The sequence below is a fragment of the Mesorhizobium sp. 10J20-29 genome (genome assembly GCF_054130485.1).
This window is the reverse complement of sequence record NZ_CP199156.1, coordinates 674,308-698,185: the sequence shown is the minus strand read 5'-3', so window position 1 is coordinate 698,185 and position 23,878 is coordinate 674,308. Positions and strand designations below refer to the sequence as shown.

22 protein-coding genes are annotated in these 23,878 nt (G+C 63.8%); 13 read left to right on the top strand and 9 right to left on the bottom strand.

The annotated features are described in order from the left end of the window. Positions 1–529 precede the first annotated feature (529 nt). Entirely contained in the window at positions 530–703 is a 174-nt protein-coding gene (locus tag ACT2BZ_RS03400) for a Flp family type IVb pilin (RefSeq protein ID WP_457939288.1), read from the bottom strand. Positions 704–1,201: 498 nt separating this feature from the next. Here ACT2BZ_RS03400 and ACT2BZ_RS03395 point away from each other — a divergent pair, with 498 nt between their 5' ends. Next, positions 1,202–1,768 (top strand): SIS domain-containing protein, encoded by a 567-nt coding sequence (locus ACT2BZ_RS03395; protein WP_457939286.1) that lies wholly within the window; start codon positions 1,202–1,204, stop codon positions 1,766–1,768. 126 nt (positions 1,769–1,894) lie between these two features. Here ACT2BZ_RS03395 and ACT2BZ_RS03390 read toward each other — a convergent pair whose 3' ends face one another. From ACT2BZ_RS03390 to ACT2BZ_RS03380, 3 genes are all read right to left on the bottom strand, one after another. Beyond that, positions 1,895–2,812 carry a carbohydrate ABC transporter permease gene (locus ACT2BZ_RS03390; protein ID WP_457939284.1) on the bottom strand — a complete coding sequence of 306 codons (918 nt, stop codon included), beginning with the start codon at positions 2,810–2,812 and terminating at the stop codon, positions 1,895–1,897. Continuing rightward, positions 2,809–3,912, bottom strand: a complete 1,104-nt coding sequence (locus ACT2BZ_RS03385; RefSeq protein ID WP_457939282.1) for a carbohydrate ABC transporter permease — start codon at positions 3,910–3,912, stop codon at positions 2,809–2,811. The genes ACT2BZ_RS03390 and ACT2BZ_RS03385 overlap by 4 nt, the downstream gene beginning before the upstream one ends. Positions 3,913–4,017: 105 nt before the next feature. After that, positions 4,018–5,676 (bottom strand): extracellular solute-binding protein, encoded by a 1,659-nt coding sequence (locus ACT2BZ_RS03380; RefSeq protein ID WP_457939280.1) that lies wholly within the window; start codon positions 5,674–5,676, stop codon positions 4,018–4,020. 275 nt (positions 5,677–5,951) lie between these two features. Here ACT2BZ_RS03380 and ACT2BZ_RS03375 point away from each other — a divergent pair, with 275 nt between their 5' ends. From ACT2BZ_RS03375 to rbsK, 3 genes are read left to right on the top strand one after another with little or no spacing between them, the layout of a single operon-like run. Beyond that, on the top strand, positions 5,952–7,001 hold the full coding sequence (locus tag ACT2BZ_RS03375) for an ABC transporter ATP-binding protein (RefSeq protein ID WP_457939278.1): 1,050 nt from the start codon (positions 5,952–5,954) through the stop codon (positions 6,999–7,001). Between the two features lie 36 nt (positions 7,002–7,037). Beyond that, positions 7,038–7,493 (top strand): RbsD/FucU family protein, encoded by a 456-nt coding sequence (locus ACT2BZ_RS03370; RefSeq protein ID WP_457939276.1) that lies wholly within the window; start codon positions 7,038–7,040, stop codon positions 7,491–7,493. Positions 7,494–7,500: 7 nt separating this feature from the next. Further along, positions 7,501–8,433 carry a ribokinase gene (rbsK, locus tag ACT2BZ_RS03365; RefSeq protein WP_457939275.1) on the top strand — a complete coding sequence of 311 codons (933 nt, stop codon included), beginning with the start codon at positions 7,501–7,503 and terminating at the stop codon, positions 8,431–8,433. Between the two features lie 124 nt (positions 8,434–8,557). Here the strand turns inward: rbsK and ACT2BZ_RS03360 are convergent, their stop codons facing one another. Further along, complete coding sequence (locus ACT2BZ_RS03360) at positions 8,558–9,394, bottom strand: amidohydrolase family protein (protein ID WP_457939274.1); 837 nt, start codon at positions 9,392–9,394, stop codon at positions 8,558–8,560. Positions 9,395–9,681: 287 nt separating this feature from the next. Between ACT2BZ_RS03360 and ACT2BZ_RS03355 the strand changes: the two genes are divergently transcribed. Beyond that, a complete protein-coding gene (locus tag ACT2BZ_RS03355; RefSeq protein WP_457939273.1) occupies positions 9,682–10,410 on the top strand; it encodes an SDR family oxidoreductase in 729 nt (242 codons plus the stop codon). Between the two features lie 24 nt (positions 10,411–10,434). Here ACT2BZ_RS03355 and ACT2BZ_RS03350 read toward each other — a convergent pair whose 3' ends face one another. After that, positions 10,435–11,706, bottom strand: coding sequence for a phospholipase D-like domain-containing protein (locus ACT2BZ_RS03350; RefSeq protein ID WP_457939272.1), 1,272 nt, complete (start codon positions 11,704–11,706; stop codon positions 10,435–10,437). A 318-nt stretch (positions 11,707–12,024) separates the two neighbouring features. On the opposite strand from ACT2BZ_RS03350, the gene ACT2BZ_RS03345 reads away from it, so the two are divergent. From ACT2BZ_RS03345 to ACT2BZ_RS03320, 6 genes are all read left to right on the top strand, one after another. Continuing rightward, on the top strand, positions 12,025–13,299 hold the full coding sequence (locus tag ACT2BZ_RS03345; protein ID WP_457939271.1) for an AGE family epimerase/isomerase: 1,275 nt from the start codon (positions 12,025–12,027) through the stop codon (positions 13,297–13,299). 301 nt (positions 13,300–13,600) lie between these two features. Then, positions 13,601–14,494 carry a helix-turn-helix domain-containing protein gene (locus ACT2BZ_RS03340; RefSeq protein ID WP_457939270.1) on the top strand — a complete coding sequence of 298 codons (894 nt, stop codon included), beginning with the start codon at positions 13,601–13,603 and terminating at the stop codon, positions 14,492–14,494. Between the two features lie 209 nt (positions 14,495–14,703). Further along, positions 14,704–16,149 (top strand): two-component system sensor histidine kinase NtrB, encoded by a 1,446-nt coding sequence (locus ACT2BZ_RS03335; RefSeq protein ID WP_457939268.1) that lies wholly within the window; start codon positions 14,704–14,706, stop codon positions 16,147–16,149. After that, positions 16,146–16,802: a response regulator transcription factor gene (locus ACT2BZ_RS03330; RefSeq protein WP_457939266.1), complete on the top strand. Its 657-nt coding sequence runs from the start codon at positions 16,146–16,148 to the stop codon at positions 16,800–16,802. The genes ACT2BZ_RS03335 and ACT2BZ_RS03330 overlap by 4 nt, the downstream gene beginning before the upstream one ends. A 134-nt stretch (positions 16,803–16,936) precedes the next feature. Then, positions 16,937–17,143, top strand: a complete 207-nt coding sequence (locus ACT2BZ_RS03325) for a hypothetical protein (protein WP_457939265.1) — start codon at positions 16,937–16,939, stop codon at positions 17,141–17,143. Then, positions 17,140–17,637, top strand: a complete 498-nt coding sequence (locus ACT2BZ_RS03320) for a Dps family protein (protein WP_457939264.1) — start codon at positions 17,140–17,142, stop codon at positions 17,635–17,637. Before ACT2BZ_RS03325 ends, ACT2BZ_RS03320 begins: the two co-directional genes overlap by 4 nt. Before the next feature lie 114 nt (positions 17,638–17,751). On the opposite strand, the gene ACT2BZ_RS03315 is transcribed toward ACT2BZ_RS03320, so the two are convergent. The 3 genes from ACT2BZ_RS03315 to ACT2BZ_RS03305 all read right to left on the bottom strand — a co-directional run bounded on the left by ACT2BZ_RS03315 (position 17,752) and on the right by ACT2BZ_RS03305 (position 21,262). After that, positions 17,752–19,125, bottom strand: a complete 1,374-nt coding sequence (locus ACT2BZ_RS03315; RefSeq protein ID WP_457939263.1) for an aminotransferase — start codon at positions 19,123–19,125, stop codon at positions 17,752–17,754. Between the two features lie 20 nt (positions 19,126–19,145). Beyond that, the gene (locus tag ACT2BZ_RS03310; protein ID WP_457939262.1) at positions 19,146–20,639 is read right to left on the bottom strand and encodes an NAD-dependent succinate-semialdehyde dehydrogenase; all 1,494 of its coding nucleotides are present in this window, start codon (positions 20,637–20,639) and stop codon (positions 19,146–19,148) included. A gap of 128 nt (positions 20,640–20,767) precedes the next feature. Then, positions 20,768–21,262, bottom strand: a complete 495-nt coding sequence (locus tag ACT2BZ_RS03305) for an Lrp/AsnC family transcriptional regulator (protein ID WP_457939261.1) — start codon at positions 21,260–21,262, stop codon at positions 20,768–20,770. Between the two features lie 85 nt (positions 21,263–21,347). Here ACT2BZ_RS03305 and ehuR point away from each other — a divergent pair, with 85 nt between their 5' ends. Both ehuR and ehuA read left to right on the top strand, forming a co-directional pair. After that, a complete protein-coding gene (gene ehuR / locus ACT2BZ_RS03300) occupies positions 21,348–22,730 on the top strand; it encodes a MocR-like ectoine utilization transcription factor EhuR (protein ID WP_457939260.1) in 1,383 nt (460 codons plus the stop codon). 339 nt (positions 22,731–23,069) lie between these two features. After that, positions 23,070–23,855 carry an ectoine/hydroxyectoine ABC transporter ATP-binding protein EhuA gene (gene ehuA, locus ACT2BZ_RS03295; protein ID WP_457939258.1) on the top strand — a complete coding sequence of 262 codons (786 nt, stop codon included), beginning with the start codon at positions 23,070–23,072 and terminating at the stop codon, positions 23,853–23,855. Positions 23,856–23,878: the final 23 nt, after the last annotated feature.

The following is a 23,878-nucleotide window of genomic DNA, read 5'->3' as shown; positions in this document are numbered from 1 at the left end:
TTGGATCTGCAATCAGCTTACACTATCCGGTTTCCCCAAGAAATTTCCCGGTTTTCGTTGAGACAATTCCCGGTTAGGCATCAACGCGAATTGAATGCTAAAGGCATGAATTGACTGGCATTTTCGCTTCAACTTCCTTCGATATCGATTATCTTTCGCAGATTTCCCGGTTTTTGTCGGGTTAACCGGGAAATCGGACCGGAGACGGGTTCGCTTCAAACTGGCTCCACCACCAGGGGACTTTTCGGCCACGGCTCTTTGCCCTCCAGGACAGCGCTGGCTGATCCGGACCGACGATCCATGGGCGCCAAGTTCATTTCGCTGGGATACGGAAAAGCTGAACGCAGCGGTCGGTACTCGGCCACGGCGGAAGCTGCAACAACGATGAGCCGGCAGTTGATTTCTGTCGATCAACCCGGTGGAACATCGCACTCCGCCTGGAGGGCATTTTAGAACCCCAGACAAAAATAGGGGCCACTCCGGTTGGAGAGGCCCCATTCTGGTCGTTGCCGGATATGCCCGACAGCGGTTAGTTGGTCGCGTTCAGCTTTGTGGCGATGGAACTGAATTTGGCGTTGAGCGAGTTGCCGACGGCGCCACCGCCGACCATGATGGCCAGAGCGATAAGAGCAGCGATCAGACCGTATTCGATAGCTGTCGCGCCGGATTCATCCTTAACGAAATGTGCAATAATGTCAGTCATGTGGAAACTCCTAATCCACGTGTTACAGCACTTCCGTCAACTTCTGTGACTGGTTGATCGGAACCGGCAATCTAGGAAAAAGCGCTTTCTCTCGACTTAACAAAAGCTCTTACTGAATGCTGTTCGACTTGCGGAAGATTCGCACAAAATATCTGTCCACGTTTCGGCTCGGACCGGCCGCAGCGGCCAGTCATCACGCGCATGGACGCTAGGAAGCCGCAGGCAGTGAACGACAACGAGAGAACATTCGAGGGCTTGTAGTGCCGAGATACGGCGCACCTGACCTTGCCGTGTGATCCAAGCAGTTCTGCCGACGTTCCGGAAGTTGCTGCACGATGACGCATCGCGATCAGCTGCGACGGGCAATCTGCCGTTGCGCCTGCGGAGCGTTGGACAGGCAATTTGACGGTTGCTAGCATCGTGAAATTGGCAGCCCCTTTCGATCAGTGCATGCGCGTGGCCCGACGGAATTGCGCAGGCCCAAGGATGAGTTGAAGCATGGCGGATACCACAGGCGATCTCTTCGGCCAGGCGCTCGGGGAACTAGGTGCCGTGCTGGACCGCGTCGATGGGCGGGCGGTCGAAGATGCTTGCCGGATGCTCGCCGCTGCCCGGCGGATCGGCGTCTATGGTTGTGGCCGTGAAGCCCTGCAAATCAACGGGTTTGCCATGCGGCTCTTCCATCTCGGCCTGCCGGTCTCTGTCGTCGGCGACATGACCATGCCGCCGCTCGGTCAGGGCGACGTGTTCCTTGCCAGTTCGGGTCCGGGCGAAACGGGAACGGTGCTTACGCTGATGAAGGTCGCGCAGGCCGCCGGGGCGAAAAACCTGCTGGTCACCGCGCAGCCCGGTGCGAGCGCAGCCGCACTGGCCGACTTCACGCTGACCATCCCTGCCCAGACCATGGCTGACGACCAGGGCGCCCGCAAGACCTCCGTGCTTCCGATGGGCTCGGTCTTCGAAGGCGCGCTCTTCCTGCTCTTTGAAGTGATGGTGCTCAGGCTCAAGACCACGCTCGACATATCGGCCGAGGCGATGCGGGCCCGACACACGAACATGGAATAGCTGCGCGCTACGAACGCATGTTCCCAGGCCATATCCGCACGGCGAGGGGGAGCAGCGGCCGTTCGTCCTGCCGCTCGGCGTAGCGGAGCGCCTGGGCGGCCTGCTGCTGAAGAAGTGGTCGAAAGCCTATTTCACGGCGCCGGCGGTCATTCCCTTGATCAGGTAGCGCTCCAGCACCACGCCGATCACGATCAGCGGCAGGATGGCGGCGAAGGAAAGAGCGGCCATCGCCCACCAGTTGATGCCCTGGCTGCCGGTCTGCGAGGCGACCATCACCGGCAGGGTATTGGCGTGGGTGGAAGTAAGCAGCGCGGCGAAGAAATACTCGTTCCAGGTCAGCACGAGGCTGAGGATGAAGGCCGCAATCATTCCCGGCAGCGCGATCGGCAGGATGATGGCGAAGAAGGCGCCCCAGATCGACAGTCCGTCGACGAGGGCCGCCTCTTCCAGCTCCGTCGGGATCGACTCGAACTGGTCGCGCATGATCCAGATGACGATCGGGAGCACTGTCAGCGTATAGAGCAGGATCAGGCCGACCCGCGTGTCGAGCAGGGCGAGCTGCTTGTAGAGGACGAGGAAGGGCAGGGCGAGTACGACCGGCGGCAGGATGAGCTGCGACAGGAAGAAGAAGGAAATGTCGGAATTGCGCATGAAGCCGAACTTGTAGGAAAAGCGCGACAGGCCGTAGGCGGCGAGCGAGCCAAGTACCACGGCGATGGAAGAGGATGCGACGGCGGTGATTGCGGAGTTGAAGAACCGCTTCACGAACTCGTCGCGCACCGTGCTTTCGGCGCCGATGGTGTCCGGCGACATGCCGAGCGACCGCCAGCCCAGCCAGGCCGGCGTGTAGTCGACCCAGGGGATCAGGGCGCCCTGCATGACGTTGGGCGCGATCTTGAAGCTGGTCGTCGCGGTCCAGTAGATCGGAAACAGGCAGACGATCGCCCAGGCAATCAGCAGGATGTAGATGACGGCCTTGCCGGCAAGCCGCCGGGTGCGGAAGGCCAGGTCGGCCTCGCTGTCACGGAAGATCGCTTCGCTCATGTCCGTGGCCTCGCAAAGCGGTCGGCGACCTTCATCAATATGGTCATCGTGATGATGATGATGACCAGATAGACCATCGCCAGCAAAGTGCCGTAGCCGACGTTGGAGCGGTCGCGGTACTCTCGGAAGATGAACGAGGTGACGGTGTCGGTGGCGCCGCCCGGCCCGCCCGCGGTGAGGTTGATCACGATGTCGGCCAGCTTCAGTTTGAAGATGATGCGGATCAGGATCGCGGTAATGGAGACCGGCAGCATCAGTGGGAAGGTGATCTCCCAGAAGGTCTTCCACGGCCCGGCGCCGTCGACGCGTGCAGCCTCGGTCAGTTCCTTGGGAATGGCCTGCAGGCCGGCAAGGATCATGATCATCATGAAGGGGATGAAGGTCCAGGCATCGAGCAGCATGATGGTGGCGCGCGCGATCTCCGGCGAACCGAAGAAGGAGGGACTGTCCCAACCGATCCAACGGGCAAAGCGCGCGATCGGGCCGAAGCGGATTTCCAGCATCGACTTGCCGATCATCCAGCTCACCGCCACCGGGGACAGCATCAGCGGCAGAAGAAAGGCTATCCGGAAGAACTTCCGGGCTCGGATCTCGGCATTGAGCAGAAGGGCAAGTCCGAAGGCGACCGCGTATTCAACCAGGATGGCGAGGCTGTACCAGACCATGTTGCGCAGCGCGTTCCAGTAGAACGGGTCGCTCCACATCTGGCGGACATTGTCGAGCCCGTTGAACTGGCGGCCGAGCGGGGACGCGAGGTTCCAGCTCGAAAAGGCGATGATCAGCCCGAACAGGATGGGGAAGACGGTCAGCGACACGACAAAGAGGGCCGCAGGCAGCACGAACAGCGTGCGCTTGCCGTGCTCGCCGCGGATCAGGACCTGGCTCCAGCAGAGGCAGATGGACCAGAGGATGTAGGCGAAGAGGGTCGGCCGCCAGTTGCTGAAGCCGAATTCCATGAGGCCGGCATGCTGGGCCGTCTGGGCGGCCGCGACGAGAGCGACGACGAGGGCCGAACCCCAAACGATAGCCCGCCCGAACAACTTTCGACTGTCGGAGATGTCGTCTGCCGTAACGACGTGAAGTAGATCTCCCTGGCTCATGCGCCCCCGACACTCAGATCATACAGTTCCGGAAGAGGCTCTGTGCGCCGGTCCGGTCGAAGTAGAATGGTTCGGGGCGCGCGCAATGACGCGCGCCCCGAAGTATCACATGCCGAGCGAGGCCTTATAGAGCTTGATCTGGCTCTCGCGTCCGATCTGGTCGGTGATCTTCTCCCAGGCGGCGGCGATGGCATCCGCCGTCTCCTGCGCCGACTTGTACTGGCCGGCGAAGCCCTTCGCCAGCTCGTCCTCGGCGACGGAGTAGTACTGGAAGATGCCGGGGATGCGCGGCTCGATCGCGGCATTCGGGTGGTTGTAGCTGTCGAGGTTCGAGCCGAGATAGTCCTCGATATAGGCGCGGTCGTAGCCTGCCTTTTCCCACTCCTCGTAGTTGAAGTGCGACTGGCGGTATGGCTGGAAGCCCGACGGATATGCCGACGTCCACAGGCTGAGGTCCTTGCCGCCCAGATGCGCGGCGGCGGACCAGGCCGCCTTGCGCTTCTTCTCGTCGCCGGAGACGCGGCTGGTGACGTAAATGCCCCAGCCGATATAGGCCATGTTGGGGGCGAAGTTGCCGCCCTCGGGCGTCTCCCATTCGCCGGTCGCGGAATTGTAGACCTTGTCGGAGCCGGGGTTGATCGAGAAGCCGACAACGTCGCCCACCACCGAAGTGTCGGAGGTGCGGGCGCTCGAGCCGACGTCGCCCCACCAGCAGACGCCACCGCCGGTGCCGGCGAGGAACTGCTGGAAGGCGGTCGTGCCGGGGTCGGCGTTGATCTGGTCGGTCGGATAGGCGCCGGCCTCGATCAGGTCCATGACGTCCTGGATGGCCTGGACCCATGCCGGGTTGTTGACGCGCGGCTTCATCGTGTCGGCATCGAACAGCCAGGCCTTGTCGTCGGGGTGCTTGGCGTAGGCCGAAGCGCGATCCTCGAGGAAGTAGAAGCCGAAGCCGCCCCAGCCCTTGAGCGGGTCGAGGAAGCCGTAGGCATCGAGCCCGGTCAGCGGGTCCTTCTGGCCCTTCACCTTGGTGGAGAACTCGTTGACCTGCTGCCAGGTGGTCGGAGCCTCGGTCATGCCGGTCGCGCCGGAGATCGCCGCGTCGGCGAAATAGTCCTTGCGGTAGGAGAAGGTGTGGCAGTCGCCGTCGATGGTGATGCGGTAGGTCTTGCCGTCCCAGGTGCCGACCGGCGCCTTCAGGTAGCCGACCAGGTCATCGGCGTCGATCTGGGCGGCAACCCAGTCTGGCATCTCGTCGAGCAGACCCTTGCTCGCCGTGTCGCCCTCGAAGGGCGCGCCCATCTCGATGATGTCGAAATCGACCGTGCCGGTTGCAATCGACTGCTGCAGGCGCGCGTTGTAGTCGGCCTGGGCGAGGTCGATCCAGCTGATCTTGGCGCCGGTATAGGCCTCCCACGGCTTCAGGAAGCCGCGGAACAGGAAGTTATGCAGGTTCTGGTTGTTGAGACCCATGAAGGTCAGTTCGACGCCGGCGAATTCGCCCTCAGCGACGCTGGCCTTGGTTGCGCCCAGGCACAACTCGCCAACCTTCTGCCAGTCGGCATCGGTGGGCGAGCCCTTGCCGACGCCGGGAATCTGCAGGATCTGTGCGCGCACATCGTCCTGTGCGGATGCCTGACGCGTCAGCGCGGCAAGTGGGCCCGTCGAGGCCGCGGCCACAGCTGCCATGCTTGCGGCGCCCTTGAGCAGTTCGCGGCGAGTAGCTCCCGCGCTTACCAATAGTTCGTAGATACCGGTTTTCATACACGTTCCTCCCAAAGCGTTACTCGGATTGTCCTTGCACTCACGAACCGGTTCACCTCCGTCCCTCAAACCGGCCCGACTGATCGATTTGGCTGTCTCGTCCGATGCCTGCGAAGGCTTACGAGAGACGCCAAGACGACTGAAAGCGCTCGACACTATGGAGCAAGACCCGTTGGAGTCAACGCGATCAGCGATGTCGGTGGCGGGGTGCAATCGCGCAGTGGACTTGGCCACCCCTCTTGGCTAGCTTCGTGCCGAATTGCATTGGGGGGACGATGGCGCAGGTCGCAATCCGGAACGTGTCGAAGGCATTCGGGTCGGTGCAGGTTCTGCACGGAATCGATGTCGACATCGCCGATGGTGAGTTCGTGGCGCTGGTCGGCCCGTCGGGCTGCGGCAAGTCCACCCTGCTGCGGATGATCGCAGGCCTGGAAGCCGTCACGGGCGGCACGGTCGCCATCGGCGACCGCATCGTGAACCATCTGCCGCCCAGCGAGCGCGACATCGCCATGGTGTTCCAGAACTATGCGCTCTACCCGCACAAGACGGTGGCGCAGAACATGGGTTTTGCGCTGAAGATGCGCGGCGTCGAGCGGGCGCAGATCGACGAGCGGGTGCGCACCGCGGCCGAAATCCTCGATCTGACGCCGTATCTGGGCCGCTACCCGCGCCAGCTCTCGGGCGGACAGCGCCAGCGCGTCGCCATGGGCCGCGCCATCGTGCGAAACCCCAAGGTGTTCCTGTTCGACGAGCCGCTCTCGAACCTCGACGCCAAGCTGCGGGTGCAGATGCGGGCCGAGATCAAGGAACTGCACCAGCGCCTCAAGACGACGACCATCTACGTCACCCACGACCAGGTGGAGGCGATGACGATGGCGGACAAGATCGTGGTGATGCAAGCTGGCCGCATCGAGCAGGTCGGCGCACCGTTGGAACTCTTCGACCGGCCAGCCAACACCTTCGTGGCGGGCTTCATCGGCTCGCCGGCGATGAACATGCTCAAGGGCAGCGTCGAGGCCGACGGCGTGCGGGTCGGCAGCGCCTTGCTGCCCCTTTCGGGAGACCAGCAGGTTTCGGCGGGGCAGGAGGTCGTCTATGGCGTGCGGCCAGAGCATTTCGAGATCGCCGATGAAGGGCTGCCGGCACGCATCTCCGTCGTCGAGCCTACCGGCTCCGAGACCACGGTGGTGCTGCGCTTCGGCGGCAGCGAGATCGTCGCACTCTTCCGCGAGCGGCACGATTTCAAGCCTGGCGAGACGCTTCTCCTGAGGCCCCGCAAGGAACTGGTTCATCTCTTCGACCCGAAGGACGGTCAGCGGCTCTGACGCGCCGCCATCCCCAACTCCCGGAGGAGTACACTGATGCTGAAAGGTATCCACCCGCTTCTGAACGCCGAGGTGCTGCATGCTCTGCGCGCCATGGGGCATGGCGATGACCTGATCATCGCCGACACCAACTTCCCATCGGATTCGGTCGCGAGGCAAACGAGGCTCGGCAAGCTGCTCAGGATGGACAACACGACGTCAGCAGAGGCCGCGGCGGCGATCCTTTCGGTTTACCCGCTCGACAGTTTCGTCGACGACGCCGCCGCACGCATGGAAATCGTCGGCAAGCCGAAGGAAGTCCCGCCGGTCCAGAAAGAAGTGCAGAAGGTCATCGACAAGGCCGAGGGCAAGTCCTGGCCGATGATTTCGGTCGAACGCTATGCCTTCTACGAGCGCGCCAAGCAGGCCTACTGCGTGATCCAGACCGGCGAGCGGCGCTTCTACGGGTGTTTCGCTTTCCGGAAGGGCGTGATCCCGCCGGATGCGGGCTGATACGACGATGCCGGAACAGAAGCCAATCGTCATCCTCGGCGTGTTTGTTGCCGACACGGCTTATCGCGCCGCGCGCGCGCCTCGCATGGGCGAGACAATCCTCGGGTCGGACTTCAAGCTGGGGCCGGGAGGCAAGGGCTCCAACCAGGCTGTCGCCGCAGGCAGGCTCGGCGCCGACGTCACTTTCATGACGCGGCTCGGGCGCGACCCGTTTGCCGACATGGCGCGCGCAACCTGGAAGCAAGCCGGCGTGAAGGCGGCCGCCATCGAGACGCCGGACAGCTACACGGGTGCTGCCTATATCTTCGTCGAGGAGACGACCGGCAACAACGCGATCATCGTGTGCCCGGGTGCTGCCTCGCAGATTTCGCCGGCCGATATCGAAGAGAGTGCGGAGCTGATCCGTTCCGCCGGCGTCTTCGTCACGCAGCTGGAGCAGCCAATCGATGCCGCCCTACGTGCGCTCGAGATCGCACGGCAGGCCGGGATGACGACGATTCTCAATCCGGCCCCGGCGGCGAAGCTGCCGGATGCGATGTTTACGCTCTGCGATTACATCACGCCCAACGAGACCGAGGCAGCCGAACTGACGGGAATTGCCGTGGAGACTGTGGATGACGCCCGTCGCGCGGCCGACCGGCTGATCGAAATGGGCGTGGGCACGGCAATCATCACCCTTGGAGAGAAGGGTGCGCTACTGCATGGCAAGGGGCAATCCGAACATGTGCCCCCAGTCGCTGCGGGCCCGGTGGTCGAGACCACAGGGGCCGGCGATGCCTTCAATGGCGGACTTGCCGCGGCCCTTTCGCGGGGCATGGCACCGGCCGACGCGGTCCGCTTCGCCTGTGCCGTCGCCGGCATCTCGGTGACGCGACCCGGCACCGCGCCTTCGATGCCGACGCTCGCTGAAGTCGAGGCGCTTTTGGGTCGCAACAGCTGAGGGTGCCGGCGGGTCCAGCCGCTGCACGCTACCGCAGCGGCGCGATCAGGGGCTCGTCGCGCGCGAGAATGGCAGGGTCCGTCGTTGACGACACGGCTCCCCTTTTCGCGGGGGCTTCGGCCCTCTAAAGGCGCCAGATTCGGATGGCGTTTTCCGACAGCAGCTTGCGCTTCTCGTCCTCGCTCGCGCCGTCGAGCAGCGCGTGCGTGGCCGCGATCCACGGCATGAGGCCGCCGCCCAACATGCAGACGGGCCAGTCGCTGCCCCAGACGACACGGTCCCAGCCGAAGCAGGCGATGGTGTGCTCGACCCACGGTCGCAGCGTGTCGGCAATCCAGCTGTCCGGATCGGCATAAGCGACGACGCCTGAGATTTTCGCCGTCACGTTCGGACGCTTCGCCAGCTCCGCAACACCGTCGTGCCAGGGCTGTCGGGCGTCGCCCTTGATGTCGGGCACGCCGCAATGATCGAGGATAAAGTGCACATCGGGCGCGAGATCGACGAGGGCCATCGCCTGCTTCATCTGGCGCGGCAGGACGCAGAGATCGAAGGTCAGGCCGCTGCCGGCCATGCGGGCGATATTTTCCCGAAACAGCGGCTGTTCGGACAGCTCGTCGGGCATCACATGCAGCACGCGGCGAAAGCCTTTGACGAGCGGGTTCTGGCGTTGGCGTTCCAGGTAGGACGCGAAACCCTGGTCTTCCGGCCGGCAGGAGGCGATGGCGCCGACCACCAGACCGCCGGGCAGGTCGGCGAGCCTGCCGACAAAGGCTGTCTCGTCTTCGATCAGCGCGGGGGCGACGTCGACCTCCATATGCAGCGTCTGCGAGATGCCGGCGCGGCGGGCTTCCAGCGCGTAGGTCTCGTAGGACCAGGGGCGATCGAGCGCCGGGACGCCTGCGAGCCATGGATACTCCAGAACCGACTGGTCAATGACGTGCAGGTGGGTGTCCACGATCATGCAGCTTCCTCCTCGCAGCCGAATGCCGGCGCCCGATAGTCCCACAGGGAAATAGCATGTTCAAATAAGAAGTTGCGACGCCTGTCCTCGGGCCAGAGGCGACGACGACGCCTCAGCGCCATGAACCTGCTGGCCTTATCCGGTCGCTGCGATAGGTTGCGCTTCGTGAAGCCGGTCTTTATGGGCGATACAATCCATACCCGCGGCGATGTGGCTGTCCGCGGACGATAGCCACAGCGTCAAATGCAGGAAAACGGTCCGCTTCAGCGGGCATGAACGGAGACAGAATGGCAGACTGGGTCAAGGGCAAGACGGTTCTGGTTACGGCGGCGGCGCAGGGAATCGGCCGCGCCACGGCGCTGGCCTTTTCGGCGGCGGGCGCACGGGTTTTTGCGACCGACATCAACGAGGTGGCGCTGGGCGACCTTGGCGACGGCATCGTGACGCGGCGGCTCGATGTGCTCGATACCGACGATGTCGGCAGGGCGGTGGCGGAAGCCGGAAGCGTGGACGTGCTGTTCAACGGCGCGGGCTTCGTCCATTCGGGGTCGATTCTCGAGATGAAGGACGGGGACTTCGATTTCGCGGTCGACCTCAACGTTCGTTCGATGATCCGCACGATCCGCGCAGTGCTGCCGGGCATGCTAGAGCGCGGCGGTGGCGCGATCGTCAACATGGCGTCGGTAGCCGGCTCGATAAAGGGCGTGCCGAACCGCTTCGCCTACGGCACAACCAAGGCGGCCGTCGTCGGCCTCACCAAGGCCGTCGCGGCCGACTATGTCGGCCAGGGCATCCGCTGCAACGCCATATGTCCCGGCACCGTCGAGAGCCCGTCGCTGCAGGACCGGATGCGCGCGCAGGGCGACTACGACAAGGCGAGGGCGGCCTTCATTGCGCGCCAGCCGCTCGGCCGCCTCGGCACGCCGGAGGAGATCGCCGACCTGGCGGTCCACCTTGCGAACGCGACCTACACGACAGGCCAGGCCTACGCCATCGACGGCGGCTGGACGATCTGAGCCGGGAATCCCGGGACGCCGGGGTCAGAGCTGCGAGCGGAAGAGGCTGGCGAACCAGTCGCCGAGTTTCTGGCTGATCGGACGCGATCGCCATTCCTCCAGGCTGATCTGACGCGCGCGCTTCAGGTCATCCTCGAAGACCTCGATCTGCCGGTCTGCGAAGCCTTCGTGATAGACGTTGAGGTTTGCCTCGTCGTTCAGCCGTAGCGACCGCTCGTCCATGTTGGCCGAACCGAAGCACACCCAGGCGCGATCGACGATCAGCAGCTTCGGGTGGTACATGGTTGGCTGGAATTCGTGGATACGGATACCGGCTGCCAGGAGGTCGCCCCAGAAATAGCGGGAGCTGTGCCGGACCATCGGTACGTCCGTATTGCCGTTCGGGACGACGATGTCGATCTCCACGCCGCGCTTGCGCGCCTCGATCAGCTGCAGCAGCATGACATCGTCGGGCACGAAGTAGGCCATGCCGATGCGGATGTGGCTTTCGGCGGCCGAGATGGCGAGCAGCATCAACTGGTGCAGCGCCCTCGATCCTTCCGGCTGCGACGACAGAACGACCTGCGCCGGAACGTCGCCTGCAGGCTCGGGGTCGGGGAAGAATTTCTGGCCCTGGATCACCTCGCCTGTCGTCTCCAGCCAGTTCTCGCTGAAGGCCGACTGCAGGGAGGCGACAACCGGACCGGCGATGCGGTAATGCGTGTCGCGCCATTCGTCCGTGTTGCGCGCATTGCCGCGCCACTTGTCGGCGATGCCGACGCCGCCGGTGAAGCCGACCTTCCCGTCCACGATCAGCAGCTTGCGGTGCGTGCGGTTGTTGACGCGATCAATCGTGTACCAGCGGATCGGCCGGTAGCGATGGAAAGAGACGCCAGCACCGGTCATCAGGTCGATCAGCTTCTGGTCGAACGGGATGCTGCCGGCCCAGTCGACAAGCAGTCTGACCTCGACGCCGGAGCGGGACCTCTCGGCCAGGGCTTCGGCGAATGTCAGCCCGATCTCGCCAGACCAATAGATGTATGTCTCGAAATTGATGGTGCTGCGCGCGGCCGTAATCGCTTCGAGCATGGCGGAGAAAATCTCGTCGCCATTGACCAGCGTGTCGATGCTGTTGGCACCGAGCGCCGCGCCGTTCGACTGGGCACTCATGGTTCTGGCGAAGGCGGGATCGGAGGATTGCATCTGGGAAGGCACGGGGTGTTGCAGCATCTTGTTGGCAGGGATGAGATTCTGGATGACTAGCACGAGCACCACGCCCGCTGCCGCCGCAGCGCAGATTAGCAGCCAACGCCACATGACCATCTCCCCTCTCGCCACACAAGTCGCTAGGCCGCGGCCCGGACATGGCAATCATCAGGTGTCCGCCCAATGGGCGTAGCCGGAAATGACCCGGATCACCTGCACTCGACGAAACGCACGACAGCCCGTTTGGTTCAGAGGCTTGCGGTTCGGGTGCTCCGCTGCCCTTCCAGGGCGGCAAGAAAAAGACTGGCGACCAATCCCGGCAGGATGGACAATCCGGCCTGTGCCCTTGTAGGCCCGATCGACGAACGGTCGGATGTGTGCCGCATCATGCATCGCCGGCCACGGGTGACATGCACGAAGGAGAACGCGATGCCAGGCCCTCAGGACCGCCCGAATTGGATCGGCGCAACCGGACCGCGTCTCGTCGAGCGCACGGCACACCGGCACTGGCTGCATGGCGAAGCGCAGCGCCTAATTGCGCTGTTCCAGCAGAATGCCTTCAACCCGGCGGGCGGATTTTTCCAGCTGGACGAAGCCGGTCGCCCGGTGCCGCCAAAGGCGGGTCAGGCCGGCGTCGAACGCCAGCTGCACGAGACGACCCGCATGGTGCACTGCTTCTCGGTTGCGCAGCTGCTCGGGACGCCGGGCGCCGAGCGCATGATCGACCACGGCATGGAATTCATCTGGCGGCGTCACCGCGACAGCCAGAATGGCGGCTATTTCTGGGGCGTCGACGACGAAACGGCCACCGATCCCAGGAAGCAGGCCTATGGCCACGCCTTCGTGCTCTTGGCGGCCTCGTCGGCCAAGCTCGTCGGCCACCCCGATGCCGACCGGCTGCTCGGCGACGTCGGCGGGGTCCTGCGGGAGCGCTTCTGGGAGCCGGAGCACGGCGCGACCAGCGAGGAATACACCGCTGACTGGCAGACAATCAGCGACTACCGCGGCCAGAACTCGAACATGCACCTGACAGAGGCCGTTATGGCGGCCTTCGAGGCGACCGGCGAGCGGGCCTATCTCGAGATGGGCGAGAGCATCGCGTCGTTGATCATAGACCGCCATGCACGCCAGCAGGGGTGGCGGGTGGCGGAACACTTCACGCTCGGCTGGGAGGTCGACCGCGCCTATGCCGGAGACCCGATGTTCCGTCCGGCCGGCACGACGCCGGGCCACGCGCTGGAATGGAGTCGGCTCCTGATCCAGCTCTGGGAACTTGGCGGGCGCAGGCAGGACTGGATGCCGGAGGCCGCCAAGGGGCTGTTCCTCAACACGGTGAAAATCGGCTGGGACAATGACCAGGGTGGCTTCTACTACACGCTCGACTGGAACGATCGGCCCGATCAGGCCGACCGCTTCTGGTGGCCCTGCGCCGAAGGCATCGCGGCCGCCGCGGTGATAGGCTCGGTGGATCCGGACCCGCGCTTCGAGGAATGGTATCGCCGAATTCTCGGCTTCACCGAAAATCACCTGATCGATCACGCGAACGGTGGATGGTTCCCGGAACTCGGCCCCGACCTCAAGCCCGTGAGCCGCGTGTTTTCGGGCAAGCCGGATCTCTATCACGCGCTGCAGGCCTGCCTGATCCCCCTCCTGCCGTCGAGCGGCAGCATCACCCGCGGCCTGCAGGGCGGCCTGAAGCTCTAGTCATCCGAAGTCCGGGGGCCTACGCCGGCAGACTGGATCGACCCGGATTGCGGGTCTTGCCTGCCGGCTGGCACGCCGAAGCGCTCGGTGCCATACATACCGAAGTATGAGATGACGCACCGAAAGTTATAGTCGCGAACCCCTTCGTTCAATGGAACGCGGCGGTGGGATGGATATCTTCAGTCCATCGAAGCCGACCATTGGGTCGGGACGGACGGGCACCGGACGAAATAGACGTCTGGCCGCTCCTTCGTCCAGCCTGCCGGCTCCGAGCCAGAGAAACTGCTCAGGAGTATGGACGATGTCACTCGAAGCATCACAGGTCTCCCGCCAGCCTGTCCGGCCTCTGGCGAACCCGCCGCGGTCGGGGCTGGCTGTCAACGATGTTCGCAGCCATGGTCGGTCAACCAGCGACGGTGCCACGCTCGCCGGTACAGGCGACGACAGCCGACAGGCAGCGATCTCGATCCCGCTCAGCGCCATGGGCGCCGTCCTTGCGGTCTCGCCGGCGTCGCCGCGGTGGGCTGGATCGGAAGCTGCGGAAATCGGCCCCGTCAGCTCCGTTCGCGGCCGTGCTTCGTCCGACAGCAATGTCATCGAGCTGCGGGTAGGGGCAGCAAGCGCTGGCTCGCTTGGAAGGCTGCGGACTGCGGGCGCGGTATCCGACATCTCCGTTGCCCTGCCGAGCGACCCGGTCGTCGAGCGGCTCTCCCGGGCCTTGGCCGCCACAGAAGCCAGTGGCGGCGACTTTGCCGGGGTTTATGCCGATGCCGTGAAGTTTGCCATGGTTGCGCGGCTGCTCAGCCTGCGCGGCGACCGCGATGCCGACAACCAAACGACCAGAAGGCGGGTCCGGCACGAGCTGCCGAAATGGCGCATGAAGCGCGTGCTTGAATATGTCTCGGAGAACCTCGGACAACAGATCAGCCTCGCCGCCATGGCCAGTGCCGCTGGCCTCAGCAAGATGCATTTCGCCGCGCAGTTTCGCCTTGCTACGGGCATGCGCCCGCACGAATTCGTGCTGCGCCGACGGATCGAATACGCCCAGCAGCTGCTGAGCGAGACGCGGACCTCGATCATCGAGGTTGCCCTGTCGGTCGGCTTCCAGACCCAGGCGCATTTCACCACCGTCTTCAAGCGCTTCGTTGGCGAGACTCCCTATCGCTGGCGTTGCGCGGTGAAGATGCGCAACTGAATCACGGCGAATGGGGGCTGCCGCATAGTGCATCTCGTCTTGCGAACCCGCAGTGGCGGTTGCCGAGCTTCCTCCACTCGGCCTGAACCTCTGGCCAGCCTCTACCCGGCTGTTGTCTGTGCGTCACAGCATGCGATACTTCGGTGGTGCCGGCGGCCAAAGGTGGCGTCGCCGGCATCCGCACAGTGTCAGAGATGAGAGCACTTGCAATGCAGTCCGAGTCGCTGGCCAAGCTGCAGACCTTCGGCTGGGCCTACCAGTCGATCACCTTCCTGGCGGCCATTGCGATCTTCCTCGTCGATACGTTCACGTCACTGGAGACCGCGATAGCAGTACTCTATGCGGTCGTGGTGATGGTCTCGGCGAGCTTCCTCAACCGCCGCGGCATCCTCATCGTAAGCGGCGCCTGCATGCTGATGACGGTCATGAGCTACCTGATCGTCCATGGTGGCACCACGCATTCGGGACCGTTGATACGCGGCCTGATCAGCCTGTGCGCGATCAGCATCACCACCTTTCTGGCGTTGAAGAACCAGGAGGCAACCCAGAACCTGGCATATCAGGCGTCGTTGCTTGACCTGACTCATGACGCCATCGTTGCCCGGGATATGGATGGCGTCATTACCTACTGGAACGCCGGCGCCGAAGAGCTCTATGGCTGGAAGAGCGAGGAAGCGGTTGGCCTGCGCATGGCCGAACTGCTGGAGACGACGCTGCCCACGAGTCTTGAGAGCATACTTGACCAATTGCAGCAGACCAGTCGCTGGCAGGGCGAATTGCTGCACACAAGGCGCGACGGGACGCGCGTTGTGGTGGCCAGCCGCTGGTCGCTGCACCGCGACAAGCAGGGCAGGCCGGTGGCGACGATTTCCACCAACAACGACATCACCGAGCAGAAGGCTTCCGAGGACGCGCTGAGCGAACTGCGCTCCGAGCTCGCCCATGTGGCGCGCGTCAGCACGCTCGGAGAACTCACCGCGTCGATCGCCCATGAGATCAACCAGCCGCTTGCCGCGGTTGTTGCCAATGGCGACGCCTGCCTTCGGTGGCTGGCGCGCGATGTTCCCGACCTCAAGGAGGTCAGGCTTTCGGTGGAGCGCATGATCGGCAACGGCCAGCGGGCGAGCGAGGTAGTCAAGCGGCTGCGGGCACTGGCGCGAAAGGATCGCCCGTCGCGCTCCGAATTCACCATGAACGAGATCGTCGAAGACGTGTTGCCGCTGCTGGAACGGGAAGTGTTTCGACACTGTGTGAAGGTCGTTCTGGAGCTCGAACTCCGGCCGCTTTCCTGCCTGGGGGACCGGGTGCAGATGCAGCAGGTTTTCATCAATCTCGTCATGAATGCAGTGCAGTCGATGTCGAATGTCGAGGATCGTTCACGCACCCTGACGATCCGCACGCGCAACGACGATGCGGACAGTACGCCAGCCGTGCTATTGGAGGTGGCGGACAACGGTGTCGGGATCGATGTCGAAGTCGCAAACGAGTTGTTCAAACCCTTCTTCACGACCAAGAACGACGGCATGGGCATGGGGCTGTCGATCTGCCGTTCAATCGTGGAGGCGCACGGCGGCGAGATCTTTGCCGGACCTGCAAGAGAGCAAGGCGCATCTTTCTCCATCCGCATTCCCATCCGCAACGAGGCAGAGACGTGATCAGGAACCCGAAGGCCTCACAGGACAGCGCCTCACCGGAGGTGATCGTCTATATTGTCGATGACGACGCTGATCTGCGCGATGCGCTGAGCAACCTGTTCCGCTCTGTCGGACTTCCGGTCGGCGTCTTCGGTTCGGCCACCGAATTCATGGAATCGCAACTGGCAGAGGTTCCGAGCTGCCTCGTTCTGGATATCCGGCTGCCAGGCGTGAGCGGCCTCGATTTCCAGACCCAGCTCATCCGGGCAGGAATCGGGATGCCGATTGTCTTCATGACCGGGCACGCCGACGTTCCGATGTCGGTGCGCGCAATGAAGGCCGGCGCCATCGACTTTCTGACCAAGCCATTCCGCGACCAGGACATGCTGGATGCGGTCTATTCCGCCATCGAGGTGGACAGGAAACGGCGCCAGGCCGATGCGGATGTCGCCGGTCTCAACGAACTCTACGACAGCCTGACCAAGCGCGAGCGCGAGGTCATGCAACTCGTGACACGGGGGCTGATGAACAAGCAGATCGCCGGGGAACTCGGCCTGAGCGAGATCACCGTCAAGATCCACCGCGGCAACGTCATGCGCAAGATGGCGGTTCGCTCGGTTGCCGACCTGGTGCGCGCAGCCGAGCGCCTGGAGATCGGAAGCACGCCGGACTAACGGTTTCGCGGCGCCGTTCCGTTCGACCAGGCCACGGCCATACTGAAGTATGGGTCGACGAAACCAGCATCCGATATGGGGGCCAGCGCCGGCGCAATAGGTTCGGTCGTCGACGCCGAACGATGAGCGCCCGAATGATCATAAGACCCAAATCACCGCGTGCACTGGGCTGGCGCTGGCGGGAACAGGCCGTGGCCTATCGCCGGCGCCAGTACCCAGGCGCTGAGGCCGGCCAGGCCCTGACCGAATTCGACCCGGCGCTGTTCCTGCCCGCTGACAAGGCCATCCTGTCCGATCGAGTCCTGCTTCCCAACCCCAACGCCAGAAGGATACTTCAATGAGCACCCGCGCCGCTGCCCTTAGAACTCCCAACGACCTCGGGCAGAATGCCACCACGGATATCTCGGCCGCCCTGACCGGGCTCCTGGCCGACACATTTGCGCTCTACCTCAAAACCAAGAACTTCCACTGGCACATGTCGGGGCCGCATTTCCGCGATTATCACCTGCTGCTCGATGAACAGGGCGACCAGATTTTCGCGATGACCGATGCCATCGCCGAACGGGCGCGCAAGGTCGGCGGAACCACGCTGCGTTCGGTCGGCCACATTGCCCGCACCCAGCGGCTGCTCGACAATGATGCGGAATTCGTCACGCCCGAGGACATGATCGCGGAACTTGCAGGCGACAATCGGCAGATGGCCGGCTACCTGCGCGCAACGCATGCCGTTGCCGAGGAGCACAATGACGTCGCCACGACCAGCCTCATCGAAGTGTGGATCGACGAGACCGAACGCCGCGCCTGGTTTCTTTTCGAGATTGGGCGCCGGCACTAGACGTGCGTGCCGGGCCGGAAATCATCCGAACCTGGAGTGAAAAGAGGCAGCCCCACGATCTGTGGGGCTGCCTCTTTCTTGCCGGCTAGCGAAATGACTGCTGGACAGTGCGGATCAGCCAAGCACGGACTTGATCGCTTCGGCGGTGCGGGCGACGACGATGTCGGCCTCTTCCCGCGTCAGGCAGAGTGGCGGTGCGAAGCCGAGAATATCGCCCTGCGGCATGGCGCGGCCGATGACGCCGCTGGCGGCGAGCGCGGTCGCGACCTGAGGGCCGATCTTCTCGGACGCGTCGAAGAAGACGCGGTCGTCGCGATCCTTGACGAACTCCACAGCCGCCATCAGCCCGTCGCCGCGAACGTCGCCCACATTCTTGTGCCCGCCCACTGCCTTGGCGAGCTCGGCGCGGAAATAGGCGCCGGTATCGCCGGCATTGGTCACCAGGTCGAGCTCGTCGATGAGTTCGAGGTTGGCGACACCGGCGGCTACGCAGATCGGATGTGCCGAGTATGTCCAGCCGTGACCCAGTGAGCCGAGCTTGTCGGACCCTTCGACGAGGCCGGCCCACATCTTTTCGCCGACGATGACGCCTGACAGCGGCGCATAGGCCGAGGTCAGCCCCTTGGCGATGGTGATCAGGTCGGGCTGCATGCCATAGTGGTCGGAGCCGAACATGGTGCCGAGGCGACCGAAACCGGTGACGACCTCGTCGGCGACGAGAAGGACGTCATACTTCTTGAGTACCGCCTGGATCTTCTGCCAGTAGCCCGCGGGCGGCGGCACGATGCCACCGGTACCGAGGATCGGCTCGCCGATGAAGGCGGCGACGGTGTCCGGACCTTCGGCCAGGATCATCTCCTCGAGCTTGTCGGCGCAATGCTGCGAGAACTGCTCCTCGGACATCGAACGGTCTTCGCGGCGGAAATAATAGGGCGCCTCGGTGTGCAGGATCGGCGCGCGCGGCAGGTCGAAGGCATTGTGGAACAGGTCCAGCCCGGTCAGAGAGCCGGTCATGACGCCCGAGCCGTGATAGCCGCGCCAGCGCGAGATGATCTTCTTCTTCTCGGGCCGGCCAAGCACGTTGTTGTAGTACCAGATCAGCTTGATGTTGGTCTCGTTGGCGTCGGAGCCCGACAGGCCGAAATAGACGCGGCTCATGCCCTTCGGCGCGCGGTCGATGATCATCTTGGCGAGCGTGATCGAGGCCTCGGTGCCGTGGCCGACATAGGCATGGTAATAGGCGAGGTTCTTCGCCTGCTCGGCGATGGCGTCCGAAATCTTCTGGCGGCCGTAGCCGACATTGACGCAGTAGAGGCCGGCAAAGGCGTCGAGGCTGGTCTTGCCGGTTGAATCGGTGATGTAGACGCCTTCGCCGCCCGTGACGATGCGGGTCGGGCTTTCGCCGCGCGCATGCGTGCCCATGTGGGTCGACGGGTGGAAGAAGTGGTCGCGGTCCCAGGCGGCGAGTTCGTTGGACTGATCGAGCATGGTGCTTTTCCTTGTTCTTGTCAGGCTGCGTCGAGGCATAGATATTTGAGGTCGGTGAAGGCTTCGATGCCGTGGCGCGAGCCCTCGCGGCCGATGCCGGATTGCTTGACGCCACCGAAGGGGACGGGCGCGCCGGTGATCTTTACCCGGTTGATGGCGACCATGCCGTAGTCGAGCCTGCGCCCCATGCGGAGTTGCCGCGCACCGTTTTCCGTCACGACATAGGCCACCAGTCCGTATTCGGTGTCGTTGGCGCGGGCAACCACCTCGTCCTCGGAATCGAACGGGGTGATCGCCGCCACCGGACCGAAGGTCTCTTCGCGCATGATCAGCGCATCGTCCGAAACATCGGCAAGCAGGGTCGGCTCGAAAAAGAGCTTGCCGGCCTTATGTCGCTTACCGCCGGCAAGGCAGCGTGCGCCATGCTTCATTGCGTCGGCAACATGCTCCTCGACCTTGGCAACAGCCCGATCGTGCATCAGGGGCCCGATGTCAGAGCCTTCGGTCAGTCCGTGCGCTACAGTCAGGGTTTTGATCCGCTCGGCGAAGGCGCTGCAGAAACGATCATAGACGGCACGCTGCACGTAGATGCGGTTAGCCGCCAGGCAGTCCTGCCCTGACGTTGCGAACTTCGCGTCGACAGCGATCGACACGGCGCGGTCGATGTCGGCGTCGTCGAAGACGATCAGCGGGGCGTGGCCGCCGAGCTCCATGACCAGGCGCTTCATGGTGGCGGCGCATTTGCCGGCGATCAGGCGACCGATCTCGGTCGAACCGGTGAAGCTCATGGCGCGCACGCGGGCGTCGTCGCACAGGGCGCCGACAATGGTTGCGGCGTCGCCGGTGACGACGTTGAAGACGCCGGCAGGCAGGCCGGCCCGCTCGCCGAGCTCGGCCAGCGCCAGCGCCGACAGCGGCGTCTCGGAAGACGGATGAGCGACGATGGTGCAGCCGGCAGCCAGTGCAGCGGCCGCCTTGCGGGTCAGCATTGCACAGGGAAAATTCCACGGTGTCACGACACCGACGACACCGAGCGCCTCGCGGCGCACCAGCATTTCGGCGTCGGGCAGGTGGCTGGTCACATTCTCGGCGTTGAGACGCTTTGCCTCCTCGGCATACCATTCGACGAAGGAGGCGGCGTAGTCGATCTCGCCGAGTGATTCCGGCAGCGGCTTGCCCTGCTCGAGCGTCATCAGCAACGCGAGGTCCTGCTTCGCGGCGACGATCAGATCGAACCATCTCCGCAGGATTTTCGAGCGCTCCTGCGGCAGCAGCGAGCGCCATTTCGGGAAGGCGCGGGATGCCGCATCGATGGCCACTGAGGTCTGGCCGGCATCGAGCGATGCGACCCAGGCGACGCTGACGCCGCTGCCAGGGTCAGCAACCTCGAAACTGTTTCCCGCGCCGCTCGCGGTCCACTGACCGTCGACATAGGCAAGCTCGCGGAAGAGCCGGCGGTCGACGAGCCGGTCGAGTGCATCGTGGCGTGTGGGGCGGGCGAAATGCGCAGACATCGCTTCAGGTCTCCGGTGCGGGGTGATGCTTAGAATCTAGAGCGGGCGGGGGAGAGAAAGAGGCTGTTTGGATGGCCGGCAGGAGAGAGTCTCTCTAATTTCGGCGGCTGGGCAGTACGTTTGGGCTGTCAGGACGTCGACGCCGGGAGCAGGTTGGCGATCGGCACCGCGGCCTCGTCCTTTACCGTCTTGGTGACGATGTAGGTGAAGTAGCGGTCGATGCCGATCTCGCGCTCGAGCAGGCCGTCGACAAGCCGCTGGTAGGCGTCGATGTCGCGCGCCATCACCTTGAGCAGATAGTCGACGCCGCCGCCGACCGACCAGCAGGTGATGATTTCCTCGCAATCGCGCACCGCCCGCTCGAAACGATCGAAGTCGGCCTGGCGGTGGCTCCTGAGCGTCACCTCCATCAGCACGACCGCGACCGGGGCGACGGTGCGCATGTCGATTGTCGCGTGATAGCCGCTGACCACACCGGCCTTCTCCAGTCTACGCAGCCGCACCCAGCAGGGCGTCGGCGAAAGCCCGACCTCCTCGGCCAGCCTGAGCTTGGTGATCCGCCCGTCGCGCTGGACTGCGTCGAGGATCCTGAGATCGGTCGGGTCGAGTTTGATGCCTGCCATTGGATATCCGGAAATTGTCGGTGGGTCAGCATGATGTCTCAAGATTTGGATTGTCAATTGCACTGATTTCGCTTTCAATGAAATCATGACACTTTGGCGTCCCGATCCTGCTCTTGTGCGTCGACCTGCGTATCTGTCGCTGGCGGAGCAGATTGCGCGGGCGATTCATGACGGACGGCTGGAAAACGGCGCGAGGCTGCCGACGCATCGCAAGATGGCGGAGGATCTCGACCTGTCGGTGCAGACGGTCAGCCGCGCCTACGAGGAACTGATCCGGCGCGGGCTGGTGTCGGGCGAGATCGGCCGCGGCTCCTTCGTGCAGACGCAGCGCAGCGAACCGGCGCCGCCCTACCTGCCGGAACGCCCGGGCGAGGTGATCGACCTGTCGATCCTCAAGCCGGTCAGCGAGAAGATGCATCTCGACCGGCTGAAGAAGGCGCTCGGCTGGCTGTCGGAAAACCTGCCGGCCAGCTCGGCGCTGTCGTTCCGACCGAACATGGTGTTTCCGCGCCACAGGGCAGTCGCCGTGGAGTGGCTGAAACGCTGCGGGCTCACGGTGGCGCCGCAGAATGTCAGTGTCACCAACGGCGCGACGGCCGGCATGACGGTCGCGCTGATGAGCGTCGCACCGCCGGGCTCGACGGTCGCCGCCGAGGCGATCTGCCATCACACGCTGGTGCCGCTGTCGACCTATCTAGGCTTCAAGCTCGAGGGCCTGGCGATCGACGATGACGGGCTGGTGCCGGAGGCGCTGGACGAAGCCTGCAAGCATTCCGACATCCGCGCCGTGTTCGTCCAGCCCTCGGTGATCAACCCGACCGCTACCTTGATGAGCGAGGCGCGAAGGCAGGCAATCGTGGAGGTTGCGCGCAAGCACGACCTGGCCATCATCGAGAACGACGTGCTCGGCCCGCTGATCGAGAACCGGCCGCCGCCGATCGCGGCACTGGCGCCGGAGCGCACGCTCTATGTCACCAGCTTTACCAAGAGCGTGGTGCCGGGACTGCGCATCGGCTATCTCAGCGCGCCCGACAGATATGTCGCCGCAGTCGCCAACCGGCATCTCGTCTCGAACTGGATGGCCACGCCGATGGTCGCCGAGATCGCCTCCAAGTGGGTCGCCGACGGGACGGCACTCGAGCTGGTGAACTGGCAGCGGGAGGCGCTGCGCGGCCGCCACAAGATCGTCGCCGAAGTGTTCGACGGACTTCCCTATTCTTCGCACAGCGAAAGCCTGCATGTGTGGTTGTCCCTCGGCGACCGCAGCGAACAGAGCTTCGTCGCGCAGGCCCGCCTGCAGGGGGTTGCCATTGCGCCCGGCACTTCCTTCAGGACGTCGGATGCGCCGTGGAGCCCGGCCGTCCGGATCTCGCTCGGCTCGACCACCGGGGAAGAACTGCGCATCGGGCTTGGCACGGTGGCAAGGCTGCTGCTGGGAGATCCCGAGCACCTGCTGCTCGCCATCTAGACGGTCACAGCCCTGTCCGGAGCGAGCAACGGCGGGGATAAATCTGCCGCTTCCCGTCATTTTCACCGGGAAAAATTCAGTCTGGTCAACCACTTGCCGGCAAAGGGCGCAATGGGCGGCCCGAAATCCATACACAGCGGACCGTCTAGCGGGAAAATCCGGCCAGAACCGCCCCGCTGGGGCGCCTGACAGCACAACATGCGACGCGATCGAGCCCCAGACAAACGCGGCGAACTTTGCCATCCGGTCAAATTGTACTGATTTTATTTTGCCAATTGACATGATTTCATTACTTCCGCATCGTTAGAGGAAGAAGGCTTCAAAGCCACGGGGAACCACATGGTCGCGCCTATCATCAAGATCGACGCCATTGCCAAGAGTTTCGGCAGCTTCAAGGTGCTGGACGGCTTGTCGATGGAAGTGAAGCCGGCCGAGAAGCTGGCGCTGATCGGCCCGTCCGGATCCGGCAAGACGACGATCCTGCGCATCCTGATGACCCTGGAGCGGATCGATGGCGGGCACATCGAGATCGACGGCGAACAACTCTACCACATGGAAAAGAACGGCGGGCTCGTGCCGGCCGACGAACGACACCTGACGCGGATGCGCCAGAAGATCGGCATGGTGTTCCAGCTGTTCAACCTGTTCCCGCACAAGTCGGTGATCGACAATGTGACGCTGGCGCCGATGCTGACCAAGGGCACGCCGCGATCGGAGGCGGAAAAGCGCGCCATGGAACTGCTCGACATGGTGGGCCTGGCCGAAAAGGCCAAGGCAATGCCGGCTCAGCTTTCCGGCGGCCAGAAGCAGCGCGTGGCGATTGCCCGCGCATTGGCGCTGTCGCCCAAGATCATGCTGTTCGACGAGGTGACCTCGGCGCTCGACCCCGAACTGGTCGAGGAGGTGATGAACGTGATGAAGCGGCTCGCCGCCGAAACCGACATGACCATGCTTCTGGTGACGCACGAGATGGGCTTCGCCCATGAATTCGCCGACCGGGTGCTGTTCTTCGACGGCGGCAAGATCGTCGAAGAGGGCAAGCCCGACGACATTTTCAGCAATCCGAAGCAGGAGCGAACACAGAGCTTCCTGAAGAAGATCATCGCGGCCGGACATCGCGTCTGACCGCCATGCCGCGGCACGCAGCC